This window comes from Colwellia sp. BRX10-1 (assembly GCF_014077545.1).
Lineage (GTDB): Bacteria > Pseudomonadota > Gammaproteobacteria > Enterobacterales > Alteromonadaceae > Colwellia_A.
Genome location: NZ_JACGWC010000007.1, coordinates 154,193 through 168,656, shown reverse-complemented (window position 1 = coordinate 168,656; position 14,464 = coordinate 154,193). Strand labels below are relative to the sequence as shown.

General features: G+C 36.6%; 7 protein-coding genes. 3 read left to right on the top strand and 4 right to left on the bottom strand.

Going from position 1 to position 14,464, the window contains the following annotated elements:
- Positions 1–87: 87 nt before the first annotated feature.
- Positions 88–3,072, bottom strand: coding sequence for a diguanylate cyclase domain-containing protein (locus tag H4J75_RS08565; RefSeq protein ID WP_182221881.1), 2,985 nt, complete (start codon positions 3,070–3,072; stop codon positions 88–90).
- A gap of 521 nt (positions 3,073–3,593) precedes the next feature.
- Between H4J75_RS08565 and H4J75_RS08560 the strand changes: the two genes are divergently transcribed.
- The 3 genes from H4J75_RS08560 to H4J75_RS08550 all read left to right on the top strand — a co-directional run bounded on the left by H4J75_RS08560 (position 3,594) and on the right by H4J75_RS08550 (position 8,864).
- Complete coding sequence (locus tag H4J75_RS08560; RefSeq protein WP_182221880.1) at positions 3,594–4,628, top strand: carbohydrate porin; 1,035 nt, start codon at positions 3,594–3,596, stop codon at positions 4,626–4,628.
- Positions 4,629–4,894: 266 nt separating this feature from the next.
- Complete coding sequence (locus H4J75_RS08555; RefSeq protein ID WP_182221879.1) at positions 4,895–6,982, top strand: EAL domain-containing protein; 2,088 nt, start codon at positions 4,895–4,897, stop codon at positions 6,980–6,982.
- 481 nt (positions 6,983–7,463) lie between these two features.
- Positions 7,464–8,864 carry an EAL domain-containing protein gene (locus H4J75_RS08550; protein ID WP_182245217.1) on the top strand — a complete coding sequence of 467 codons (1,401 nt, stop codon included), beginning with the start codon at positions 7,464–7,466 and terminating at the stop codon, positions 8,862–8,864.
- Positions 8,865–8,982: 118 nt separating this feature from the next.
- On the opposite strand, the gene H4J75_RS08545 is transcribed toward H4J75_RS08550, so the two are convergent.
- The 3 genes from H4J75_RS08545 to H4J75_RS08535 all read right to left on the bottom strand — a co-directional run bounded on the left by H4J75_RS08545 (position 8,983) and on the right by H4J75_RS08535 (position 13,721).
- Positions 8,983–12,138, bottom strand: coding sequence for an efflux RND transporter permease subunit (locus tag H4J75_RS08545; protein ID WP_182221877.1), 3,156 nt, complete (start codon positions 12,136–12,138; stop codon positions 8,983–8,985).
- Between the two features lie 14 nt (positions 12,139–12,152).
- Positions 12,153–13,277 (bottom strand): efflux RND transporter periplasmic adaptor subunit, encoded by a 1,125-nt coding sequence (locus H4J75_RS08540; protein WP_182216618.1) that lies wholly within the window; start codon positions 13,275–13,277, stop codon positions 12,153–12,155.
- A gap of 96 nt (positions 13,278–13,373) precedes the next feature.
- On the bottom strand, positions 13,374–13,721 hold the full coding sequence (locus tag H4J75_RS08535; RefSeq protein ID WP_182221876.1) for a DUF2946 domain-containing protein: 348 nt from the start codon (positions 13,719–13,721) through the stop codon (positions 13,374–13,376).
- Positions 13,722–14,464: the final 743 nt, after the last annotated feature.

Genomic DNA, 14,464 nt, shown 5'->3' with positions numbered 1-14,464 from the left:
AATACCGCTAAGAAGACCAGTCTAATAAGTATGAAAATTAAGATTCAACACAATTAATTCACTACTATAGAAACAATAAGGTTCAAGTTACTCTGGTGTTGAGGCATTGCGAAATTCAAACTTTTCTAACATTTTTTCACTTAAAATCGGGCTGTAATAGTTAACGTTATTTCTACCTGAATTTTTAGCTGCATACATGGCAATATCGGCATTTTTAAGTAACGTTTTACTGTCATTTCCGTCATGAGGAAATTTGGCGACACCAATACTTGCTGAACTTTTAACCCGTTGATCATCAATATGATACAAAGCACTAATACTTTTGTGCATTCTTTCAACTATATGCGCAAGGCCATCATCATCAGGGGAGATAATAATGATAATGGCAAATTCGTCACCTCCTAAACGAGCTAAAAGGTCGTGAGCTCTTAAGCATGATTGCAATCGTTTACCTATTTGAATAATCAACTGATCACCTGCGTCGTGGCCCAAGGTATCGTTAACTTCTTTAAAATGGTCGATATCTACAAAGACAATGGCAAAATAACTGTCCTTTTTAGCAACTAATTCGTTTAATTTTTGGTTTAAATAATAGCGATTAGCCAATCCTGTTAAGGCGTCGTAGTTTGCTCGTTGATGCAGCTCTATCAACTTTTGTTTTTTAAACATGATATAACGAATTGAAACTGCAAGCGTAATAAGTGATAACACCATAAAGAGGTAGTACCAAATGGGCATGGCAACTTTGATCATCATTGTCGATTGATCTCGACTCCATACGCCATCACTGTTTGTTCCTTGGACAACAAACTGATAACTGCCCGGATCTAAATTAGTGTATTGAACAAAATTAGTATTCTCACTGTAAACCCAATCACTATCAAAACCTTTAAGCTGATATCGGTAATGGTTGTTTTTAGGTGCTGTATAATCAAGCGAAGCAAAATAAATTTGAATATTGGGGTTTTCACCATCGAGAACCAAGCTTTCAGAAAATGTTTTATCACTGACTATTACCGTGCTCTTATTGGCAACTAGGATCTCAGTTATTTGGATCGGGGGGTTAAAGTTATTTTGCGATAACTTATCTGTTTCAACACGAATTAAGCCTTTGTTGGTCCCTAATAGTAAGGTGTTATCAACGATGGCAATAGCCGCTTCAATGAAGTTAAAATTTTTGTCCAAGAGTAAAGACTTATACTGAGTTACTTGCTGAGTATAAATGTTATACATGTAGAGTTCATTGCTGGTAGTAAACCAAAGTCGACTCTCTCCTTGAGCGATAACTGATTTTAATTGACCGTTGAACAGGTCATTTTTTTTGGTCATTGTTTTAATATTAACAGTGCGTTTATCAGGCCCCGAAAAAGATAAACGAACCAGCCCACCGCCTTGTGTGCTTGCCCAAATATCTCCAGATGCTAGACGAATTATGCCACTGACCCTGACATTTGCGCCGTTAATACCAAGATTGTATTGGGTTGATGCGCCAGTGTTAAGGTCGACTTTAAATATACCGTCAGTGGTTCCCATCCACATAGCGCCATTATCGTCGATAAGCGTTTGATAGGTAAAATTCCCTTCATCGTAATATTTATTATTTTCGGTATTGAGAAATTGTTTATTGATGCCCTTTTCTTGATCAAACAATAGTAATCCAACGTTTATATAGCCTGTTATCCATATAGCCATCTCATTGTTTTTATCTTGGGTGAGCGTATAAAATTCATGACTTGGAAAGCCTTGTGAATTGCCATTAGCATTATCAAAGTGATTTAATGTATTGGCTTGATGATTGAATAAGCTAATACCTTGATCAGATGATAACCACATGAGTTTATTATTTATGAGAGAAATATTCCAAATGCTATCATGAGAAAATTGATATTGAGTCAGGCCATCTAAATTTATATGGCTAATTTCACTGGTCTCTAAGTCGAGGGTATTAAGCCCTTGTCCGGTGGCTAACCATGCTATATTTTTATCGATGACTATGTGGTTAATTAAATTACTTGAAAGACCTTTGTTGTCAGCTTTTCTAGGGTATATATAGCTTGCGCTCGTATATGGACTATAGGTGGCTATACCATTGTCGGTTGAGATCCATGCCATGCCTGAACGATCAAAAAATATGTGGGTGATCATATTAGAAGGAAGGCTTGAAAGAGAAAAGGGTTGATTTATAATATGTTGATAAGTATTCGTTTGTGGTGTAAATATTGTTATTCCTTTATAGGCATGACCAATCCACAAATCACCTTGCTCGCTCAAAGACAAAGCATAAATGCTGTTATCGGCAAGGCTATTAATATTATTTGGCGTATGCTTAAAGTTTTTAACCGCTTTCGTCTTAGGGTTGTATGAAATAAGACCGTCTGCTTCACTACCCATCCAAAGTATGCCTTGGTTATCAGTAACGGCAGTCATCGTTACTTTACCAAGAAGTGTTGTGTGCTCGGCATTATCGGTCACTACTGCTTGTAAAATCATTTGCTCTCTATTTAATAAAGCGAGACCGTTAGATGTTATCGTATATATCTGTCCCAGTTTATCTTCTACCATAGCGTAAATAGTGACAAGGTACTTATTACCATCTGAAAAGTAAGGTATAAATTGAAAGTTATCCTTTATTTTATTGTATAGGTTTAGTCCGCTACCTGTGCCAATCCATAACTCGTTTTGATGATTAACATGCAGAGATACAGCCCAGTTTGAATATAAACTATTAGGATTTTTAGCATCTTGTAAGTAAATGACAACACTACCATCAGGACGAATTTTATTTAGCCCATGTTCGCTTGTTAACCAAATATTACCGTCATTGTCTTCTACTATGTTAGTAATAAAATTGTGGCTTATGTGCCGTGGGCTACCTGGAGAGAACTTGTAATGCTCAAATGCTTTACCATCAAAGCGACTAACTCCAGCATCTGTTGCCAGCCAAATAAAGCCATTGCTTTGCTGGAATGTTTGATTGATATTAAGTGAAGGAAGGCCATCTTGAACATTGAGTAACGTAAAACGATATTGTTGAGCGAGAGCAGGCAGTGAAACAAAAAAAATATTAGCCAATAAAATCAATAGAATGATTTTATTAATTAATTGTCCTAAAAATAACTTATAAATAGCAATAATACGTCTCGTTATCTATCATCAGAAATACCGGGTTATATTTACTTAATTACTACAGTAAAAGTGGCTAAGTACGAAATTACGTTGTCCCTGATAATAACAGGATTTTTCGGTCAAGCTTGTTACTATAGTTTTTAATCTGATGACTTATTTGTAGTAATAGGGTTAACAGCTTTTTTAACAAACAATGAGTTGCAGCGCACCTTAAGTTAATTCAATGGCACTACGAATAAACACCAAGAAAACCTTAGCAAATTTTCTATATATTGCAACTATGTACTATAACTTGCTTGATCTAAACAGTAATTTTACCTTTTTAACTGCCATATAGCGTTAGATCGTTATTTAGATAAAGGTATAGTTTCGCTAGTCGTTTCATTAATTGCACGTTACCCATTAGTTAATTTGTGTATAATTTAAAAAATTAATGTAAGTCTGTTTAAAATACGAGTATCAGAACTGTGCTAAAAAAAACGTTAAATAAAATTTCTTCAATAACACTCTTTTTTATTACAATTGCTACAACCGAGGTTGAAGCGTTAGAAACTATATTTAATGCAGATATTACTGTCGACAGTTCTTTTATTGATAATAATACTTTTTCTAAAAATGTAATACGCGGTCTGCTCAATGTTGGCTTTGAAACAAACCTAACTAACCTTATTGGCAAGCAAAGTTATATTTCAGTAGGGTATGCTGTACAACGTGGTGAACAAGGTTCTGATATTGCTATTGATATTCAAGGGTTTAGTAATATTGATGAACAAGACTTTAACCATGCATATGAAGTTATTTTTGCGGTAAAACTCAACAAAAAATTATTTATTAAGCTAGGACAGATGGACGCCAATAGTGATTTTGCCTTTACAGAATATGGTCTGGAATTTATTAACTCTTCTATGGGGGTGAGTCCAACAATTCAAGGTCTTCCCACCTATCCTCAGCCAAGTATAGGCATTTATAGCCAATATAAGTTGAATTCAGCGATAACAACTCGACTTGGTTATTACGAAAGTAGTGCTAAGTATAATCACTTTGATGATTTTTTCTCTATTGCCGAAGTGCAGTGGCACTACCAAGGTCATAGTTCGGTGAAATTGGGGGCTTGGAATCATTCATATCTTGAAAGTAGCGATCGAATATCAGCAAGCTCAACAGATATCTATATCGTTGCTGATCATTATTTTAATGAAAAATTTAGTGCTTTTATGCAATGGGGACAAGCAAAGAAAAAAGTCGTTGCTGTAGATCAGCATTTTAGTCTTGGTGTTAAATACCAAGGACTTTTCAGTGAAGAAGATACCTTGGGTCTAGGGTTCACCCAAGCGGATGTTGTTGGAGCGGATAGTGAGCAAGTTACTGAGTTATTTTATCTATTTCCTATAAATGACAAAATAAATATCAAACCTGATCTTCAATTTATTTCATCACCTTCTGGTGACAAATCAGTAAGTGATTTACTCATCTTTACTTTACGCTTAACCGCCCAATTTTAGGGGAGATAAATAACCACAAGAAATCGTTTATTTATCGACATGCTTTTTCTCTTACCAGTTAAACATCTTCTTAATATTTCAGATTTACCCTAAGATTACTTTTGAATAATTTTAATCCTAGCGGATTTTGCTATAAACAGACTGTTGTTCTAATATTATATAGCTATTAATACCTTGATAGCGCTCAAATTTAATTATGTTTTAGCTGTCAAATCGACAGTTGACGTCTATTATAAAATAGAAGGAACTTTTGGATTTAGCTAAATATGATATCAAAAAATGTTAACACAATAGCGCCCCAACAATACGTGACTAATGATTCACTGCACCAATTATTTGATGCAGTGAATGTTGTTTCTGTGCAAGGATATGATGAAAATCGGCGGGTCATTTATTGGAATATAGGTAGTGAATTACTTTACGGTTTTACCCAGCAAGAAGCTCGCGGACAAAAATTAGAAGACTTAATTATCCCCGCCGCTATGCGTGATTCAGTTGTTGCGGCACACAATGATTGGATAAACAAAGATATAAAAATTCCTACTGCAGAGATCATCTTGTCTCATAAAAATGGCAATGATATTAATGTCCTTTCAAGTCATGTAATGTTTACTAATCAATATAATAAAAAACAAATGTACTGTATTGATGTCAATTTAGCTGATGTTAAGTATGCACAGTCGCAAGCGCTATTCAAAGACCATATGCTTAAAACCATTATTGATGCTATCCCTGATTTATTCTTCTTAATGGAAGTCGATGGGACCATTATCGATTATCGTGCAAGCGAACAAAAAAAACTTTACGTTTCACCAGCGCACTTTATTGGCCAACGTATGACTGATGTATTACCTAGTGAGGTCGTTAAAAAATTTGAAACTCATTTGGCTAAAATACAACAGCAAGAAGAGATGATAACTTTCGAATATGAGCTAAATATGCCTTATGGATTAGCATATTTTGAAGCTAGAATGAGCTATTTGGCAAAATATAACCAAATAGTAACTATTATTCGGGATATTAGCGAACAGTACAAGTCTGCTGAAATAATTCGCAACCAAGCTTATTTTGATACCTTAACTTTATTACCTAACCGGTTTTTATCACTCGACCGTTTATCACAAATGCTGATTGAAGCCGAAAGAAATAATGAGAAAATAGCCGTCCTTTTTCTTGATTTAGACGATTTCAAGAAAGTTAATGACTCATTGGGTCATGAAATGGGTGATAAAATACTGATCAAATCGGCAAAGCGCTTAAATAACGTTGTTCGAAAAGAAGATACGGTTGGCCGCTTAGGAGGGGATGAATTTATTGTACTGTTGCGCGGTATTACCTGCCATCATGATGCAACAATTATTGCTGAAAATTTACTCCAAGCCTTTAGAGAACCTTTTAATATTGATAGCAGAGAATTAATACTTACCTTAAGTATTGGTGTTGTTGTATACCCTGAAAATGGCTGCACTAGCTCTGATCTACTGCGTAATGCTGACACCGCAATGTATGAAGCAAAATCTTTAGGTCGCAATACGTATTCATTTTTTACTAAAGAAATGAATATTGTGATGTTGCGCCGTTTTGAAATTGAAGAACAAATGCATGGCGCACTAGAACGTAATGAATTTGAGCTATATTATCAGCCTCAATTAGATGTCAAAAGTGGCCATGTTATTGGTGTTGAAGCACTGTTGCGATGGCATAATTCTGTTTTAGGTAATATCGCGCCAGTTGAATTTATTCCTATTGCCGAACACACCGGTCTTATTGTGCCGATTGGGCGGTTTGTTATTAAACAAGCATTAAGCTTTTTAAATGTATGGCAAAAACAAGATCATAAAACATACACTATGGCTGTGAATATATCGCCTCGGCAATTTAGAGATGTTGAGTTACTCACTTTTATTAAAAACTGTCTTGATGAGGAAGTGATTAATGCGAGCAGTTTGGAAATTGAAATTACTGAAGGGGTGTTAATGAGTGGTCAATCTTATATTCATGACGCCTTGATTGAAGTTGAAAGACTGGGTATAAAACTATCAATGGACGATTTCGGTACTGGGTATTCATCATTAAGTTATTTAAGAGAATATGCCTTTGATGTGCTCAAAATAGATAGAAGCTTTATTCAAGGGATCACAATAAATAAGGCTGATTGTCAGTTAGTTAAAACTATTATTGTCATGGCACATAGCTTAGGTATGACTGTTGTTGCCGAAGGCGTTGAAACTCAGTCACAGCTTGCTTTACTAGCAGAGTTAGATTGTGATTTAGTGCAAGGATATTATTTTAGCCGACCAAAACCAGCCGAGCAATTACTTGATTTTTCAGCTCACTTCAAACCCAAAACGTAACATGATTGCTAACGTTTACAACTCTGTTATTAGTAGAGTGAACACCACCGTAACAGGCATTCTTTTGTGGGGCTATTTAGCAATACCGTTAACCAGTATCAATTAAGCACTTTAATTTTACGCTACTAATCTGTAATACTTTCATTAATAGGCTAATATCTTAATGAAGTGCTCGCCACAAAGAAGCCTCAATTGATTAAAAATACCTACTGACTTGCCAAGGGGCAATTATAGCGATGACTAATCACTTGAGCGCTAGTATTATCATAAAAATTGACCTATAACTAAATATTAAAATGATTATTATCATTACGTTATAAATTGAGTTGGGGCTGTGTATATGCAAAGAATGGGTTCAATTACCAAGTATTTGGCATTTTTAAGTGGGATAATTTTTAGTTTAACGCTGATATTTTATAGCTACTCCTACATCTTAAAAAGTCAGCTTTTAGAGCAAGGAGAATATATACTTAGCGATTTAATGGATACCACAGCTTATGGATATGATGTTATTGAGTCATTAAATAACCAAAACTTTACTTATTGCTCTGATGAAAATTTATTAGCAATGCGAAAATCTCAATTTGAATCAAATGACATTAGGGACATAGGCTTCCTCGAAAATGGCGTATTGACCTGTACCACAGGAATTGGCATCTTAAAAACACCCATCAAGGGACCTAGCTATGACTTTATGCTGGACGGCCATGAATTCTGGTTTAACCATAAGTTGATCACTTTTGATAGAAAGGTACAAGGTATTGTTATTCGTAAGGACAATTATAATTTAGTCGCATCATTTCAAGGTGTTTTGTATGAACACAGAAAATTTAAAAACTATGAACTGCTAGCACTCAAAGGTGAAGAAATTATTCATCTTTTTGGTGAACCTGGAATATATCAAAAAAAATCAACAAGTAGTCAGCCTTATTTTAGCTCAGGATTACTATCGCACTCTTTTGAATTTTGTGGCCCTAAAGGATTAATCTGTGTGGCTATTGTGCAAAAAAACTTTTCAGAATTCCAACTTGCACCTGTTTTATTAATTTTAATGTTTATTTCTTTGATTTCAGGTGTGGCAACTTTACATGCTTATCAATCGATTTATAGTTACATTTATAGTACCAAAAGAAGAATAAAATTAGCCTTATCTTTTAAAAGTATTAAGCCACATTATCAGGCTATTGTTGAGTTACAAACGGGTAAGGTTATTGGCTGTGAATTACTGGCTCGATTTGAAGACCATATTGGTCCGCTTTACCCTGATCAATTTATTTCAGTGGTGGCTGAATTAGATATGTCTTGGTCGATGACGGAAGACCTTATCTTGCAAGCCATTGACGATTTTAAAGATATTAAGATTATCAATGAACCCTTTTATCTTTCCATTAATGTTTATCCTAAAGATATCAATAACGGTAATATCCTCAAAGGAGTCGAACTGTTTAAAAATATAACACCGAATCTTGAAGTTTGCTTTGAGGTAACAGAAGATGAAGAGTTACATTACAGCAAAGTGGGCAATACCTTAGAAGTACTGTCAAAAAGTCGTATTAAAATTTCTATTGATGATTTTGGCACCGGTTACTCTAATCTATCTCAATTAAAGCTGTTAGATATTGATACCTTAAAAGTTGATAAGTCATTTATTGATGAAGTTGAGACAGGCTCAATTAGATCAACCCTAATACCAAATATTGTTTCAATAGCGGATAAGTTAGGCGCGAGTATTATTGCAGAAGGTATTGAAAATAGATTACAAATAGACGAATTACTGAAAATGGATATTAAATTTGGTCAAGGTTGGTATTACACTAAAGCTTTACCATTAGCAGAATTTAAACATTATTTGATCAATAATAGTGACTACAAATTTGATTAGTAAACCTAGGTGATTCTAGGTTTTATAACCGCTAATTTATAGTCTTATCGATTAAGCATATTGGCTGTTAATTTAACTAAAAACCCCTCAACAATTTTTGTTCAGGGGTTTTATAAGATTAATCTTTTATCAGTTGTTTAATTTTCGCCGCAGAGAAAAAATTATATAAAACAGGTAAGACAAATAAGGTTAAAAAAGTTGCGGTGACTAATCCGCCAACAATAACACTTGCGAGGGGGCGTTGTATTTCTGCACCCACGCCATTAGACATCATCATCGGGATCAACCCCAAAGCGGAAGTCATCGCGGTCATTAACACTGGACGTAGTCGCGATGTCGCACCGTCGAAAACTGCTTGTGACGTTGATAAGCCTTCTCTAATATGCTGGTTTATCCGCTCAACCATAACAACGCCATTGAGCACAGCAACACCAAACAACGTAATAAAACCAATAGAGCTCGGCACAGATAAATATTGTTCGCTAAGATAAAGCGAGAATACACCGCCAATAATCGCTAACGGTACATTAACCAAAATTAACATCGCCTGACCCAACGAGCCAAAAGCAAAATAAAGTAACAAAGCAATTAATGCCAATGAGAGTGGCACCACCAGTAATAGCCTCTGTTGCGCACGTTGTTGATTCTCAAATTGACCACCAATAACCACAGAATAACCTGACGGTAAGTCTACTGTGCTGGCAATTATTTCACGAATATCAGCAACAACACTGCCCATATCTCTATCTTGTACATTTGCTTGAATAACGACTCGGCGTTGAACATTATCTCTACGTACCTGTGGCGGGCCTGACTCAAAGGTGATGGTGGCGATATCTCCTAAACGGACCCAAGCACCTGTTGGCGATTGTAAACGAAGGTCTGCAATGGCTTCTGGACTGTTACGATATTTTTCTTCTAATCTGACATAAATATCATAGCGCTCATTACCGTTAATTATCTGCCCAGCACTCACCCCGCCAATGCCATCTTTAATGACATCCATAACATCGCCAACCGACAAACCAAAACGAGACAGTTGCTGTCTTTTTGGCTCTATGACTAATTGGGCTTCTCCTGCTATTTGCTCTAAGGCGACATCACGCGCGCCTTTCACCTCTTTTATCGCCGCTGCAATTTCTTCGCCTTTACTGGCGAGTACGGATAATTCTGGACCGAATAATTTAATAGCCAGTTGCGCTTTGACCCCAGACAGTAATTCATCAACACGGGTCGCAATTGGCTGTGAGAAATTAAGCAGTAAGCCAGGAAATTGTTCAAGGTCCTCTGCCATTAACGTTTGCAATTCGATGCGACTTTTAGCACTACGCCATTGTGATATTGGCTTTAATCCTAGGTATATTTCAATGTTATTAACGGGCTCAGGATCGCCACCGATTTCAGCCCGGCCAATGCGGCTGAGTGCATAGGTTACCTCAGGAAACGCCATTAACTTTTCTTCAAGAATAGGCGCTACTGCTAACGCTGTTTCCAAACTCGATGATGGCGCTAAAGTGACCCTTAAGTTAATGGTGCCTTCTTCAAGTTCAGGTACAAACTCTGTGCCTATTTGGGGGACCAATGATATAGCTGCAACCAGTAATGATATGCAAGTAAACACCACAAGCTTAGGGCGTTTCATCGCGGCTTTAAGACTTGTTCGATAGAGCTTATCTAAAGGCGTTAATATAAAACTTTCCCTTTCTTTTAAACCTTTGTTAAACATAAACGTTGCTAGTGCCGGCACTACAAAAAGTGCGACTAGGATGGCAGATATTACGGCTAAAATAATGCTAATAGCCATAGGTTGAAAAAGTTTAGCTTCAACTCCTTCAAAACTAAAGAGTGGCGTAAAGACCACCAAAATAATGGCTGCGGCAAAAAATACCGGGCGAGCAACTTCTTTTCCTGCAGCCTTTAGCTGTAGTGGGATATCTTGTTGCTGGCTATTTTTATGGTTGGGATCGCTAGAGTGGTGTAAATGTTTAAAGATATTTTCAACCATCACCACCGAGCCATCAACTAACATACCTATTGCGACCGCAATCCCGCCTAATGACATTAAATTAGCTGATAACCCTAGCCAAGACATTACCATTAGCGCAATAGCGACCGAGATAGGTATCGAAATTAACACCAAAAATGTTGCGGTTAAATTCATTAAAAATAAGGCGAGTATCACCGCAATAAATATAAAAGCTAAGGCAAGTGCTTCAACAACAGTATTAACCGCTTGAGTAATTAAATCGGCTTGGTCATAGAAAGGCTCAAAGCGCACACCTTTGGGTAGGGCTTGATTAATCATGGGTATTCGAGCGTTAATTCCGTCAATGGTGGCCTTGGTATTTGCGCCAATACGCTTTAATACGATACCTGAAACGACTTCTCCCAAGCGTTCAACTTCGCCATTTTTGTTTCTGCGTGTCATGGTCGCCGCGCCTTGACGAATTTCACTCCCCAAAGTTACTTTGGCGAGATCTGCGATAGTGACTACCGTGCCAGACACGGTTTTCACTGGCACCTGCTTAATGTCTGCTAATCCCGCTTCACCACTATTAAACCAACCTGTGCCTCGTATAACTAATTGCTCTTGTCCTCTGTTCATATACCAACCACCCACATTGGCATTGTTGTTTTCAAGTGCGGTAACTATGTCATCTTGGCTTAACTGATAAGAAAGTAATTTACTGGGTTCAATGTTGACTTGATATTGGCGAACACTACCGCCAAAAGATAAAACATCAGTTACACCATCTACTGGCATAACCAATAATTTCACTAGCCAATCATTTAAACTTCTTAAGGTCATTGAGTTATAACCCGCCTCTTTGTCAGCAATGAGTAAGTACTGAAAGACCTGACCTAAGCCTGAGGTATTAGGTCCCATTGCAGGTGAACCAACGCCTTGAGGGATTAGTGCTTTTGCCGCTTGTAGCCGCTCAAAAACTAATTGACGAGCAAAATATATATCGGTGCCTTCTTTGAAAACCACAGTAACGCCAGATAACCCCGTTTTTGATATTGACCGTACTTGTTCAACATCAGGCAAGGCATACATCACCGCTTCAATCGGGTAGGTGATGAGTTGCTCTACTTCTTCAGCGGCTAAGCCAGGTGCTTCGGTATTTATCGCAACTTGAACATTAGTGACATCAGGAAATGCATCTAGATTTAAATTTGGAATGGCAATAATAGCGGCGGCCATAGTGGTGATGAGTGCAATAACCACCAGTAGCCGATTATCTATCGACCAATCAATCATTTTATTTAACATCGTGTTATTCCTCATTAGTGGCCGTGTGGATCAAATCCACTTTTCGCTATTTCTGAAGCCACAAAAAAGGCACCTTGGGTAACCACTCTTGTGTTGGCGGCAATACCGATGATTTGACGGTAATTGCCTAAAGGCTGACCTAATTCAACTTCAACAGCCTCAAATTCACCCGGATGGTCTTCAACAAAGACAGTCCAATCGCCATCAGCCCCACGCATTAACGCTGTTTCGGGCACTGCGATTACGGCAGTTTGCGTGTCAAATTGAAAGTTAACATCTACAAACATCCCTGAGTGTAATGAATCATCTTTATTTTCAACAGACAGCCTAACAATTCTAGTACGGGTTGTTGGGTCGATTGTATGGGCTTCTTGAATAACCAAGGCATGATAAGTTTGGCCAGCAAACTCTATTTCAGCCCTTGTCCCCGCGGGTAAGTTTAGTTTTTTGTTGGGTGAAACACGCGCCTCTACCCATAAGCTTTCTTCGTTAGCCAAAATCATAATTTGTTCACCGGGTGTGACTCGCTGTCCTTGTGAAAAATCATCACTTAATACCGCTCCTGCGCGCTGCGCTACTAAAGTATATTCACCTAAGTTTGATGAATTGTTTTTAACAATATCTTCAATAGCGTTTTTTGTTAGCCCAAATGCGGTCAAACGGCTAAAAGCGGCGATGTAATCAGTTTCACTTTTTAGTAAAAGACTCTCGCTTAACGTACCCTTAGTTAATTTTTTTGCCCGTTGCCATTCACTATACGTTACCCGATAATTAGCTTGTGCTGCAGCAACAGATTCACTAAATAACGTGACTAATGGTTGGTCTTTTTCAACATGTTCACCTAAGGTCGCATGACGACTTATGACCACTGACTCTGTGCGTGGTGAGACGATATAACTGGTGTAACCATTCGCTTTTATTTCTCCTGGGGCATAAACACGTCGTGCAAAAATCTTGGGTGTTAGCATCGATACTTTAATATTTGCTAGTGTTAATTGTGCCGTGGTAAAGCTAACCCCTGCTTTGTGCGTGTCTTCGGTTATTTCGACAGCAAGAGCAGGAATAGCTAAGGTGGTTAAACCATAAAATAAAACACTCAGTAGGTTTAGTGGCTTTGGCTTTTTATTGGTGTTGATCATTGTTATCTCTTAATTTAAAGGTAAACGTTGCAACAACACTAAATTCAATATTTAGTGTTAAGTAAACTTGTTGCGAAAAATTGTTATAAAATTAAATTAAGCGATGGGGGGGCGTATAAGTTGTTCTATAAAGTTGATGTTGATATCGATAAGATAAAAATATTGATTGGGAATTAATAGCTTAGTGACAGTCGAAGTTGATTTTTTTGATAAAAACCATTGGCTGTGTGAACCTTGACAGTGCCCACAATGATGACAGTCTTTGACGTTATGCTCAGTATCAGAGGTTGCATTAAGTCGCGCTTGATTGTCAACTTCATGAGAATGTTCAGTTTGCAAATGTTGAGCGTCAAGCTGATGATTGTTGTCTGAATTAGCCACAGCAACAAACGATTGCAAGGCAATCGATAGTACTATTAAAAAGCCAAGCCAAATGTTTTTCATTTTTACTGCATTCTTCAATTTACAAACAGAGACTGGCGGATGCTAAGCTAAATAATATTCTTAGTCAATAATTAGCGAATCAGTGTCTATAACTTCTGGGTTTTGAACACCTAGATAGCGAAAGCAATAATAACTTACCTACCCCAGCAAGTGATGCACAATGCCCGTTTATCTGAACTAACAATTAAAGCACTCATTAGTTAGATCCATTCATTTTTCAGTTTATAGCCATTAATAATATTTAATGCTAAAGCCATTTTGTCATTAAATATAGCTAAAAATACTATTTACACACATTTTGTTACTTTTTTGTTTTATTTTTGTTACAGCCATTTATCTGGCTATAAGTACGAAGATCTTACTTTTAATGCAAAGATAATGATACAGTAAAAGTAATTATTACTTTATTATTCACTTTTATAAGAGAGAGATTTCATATTAAATCTAATGATATTTTTCAACTATCATTAGATTTAATATATAAATAAACGACATTTAATTGTCTATCTTATTGTTTTTAATTGCTTTTGTGTTTTATTGTTTTTACTTGATAAAAACAATAAAAAGTAATGGTTGTTTTAAGTATGCCAATTAAACTCATTTTTATCATCACCCTATACTCAATTGTTATAATACAGCATCCTTCGTATTCATCTTGTAAAATAAACTATTTCAGGTGAGAATGTTTTTGGTTGTTACTTTTTTGTAACAATTCACGGAAATTTTGTTTATTTAAAATAAAT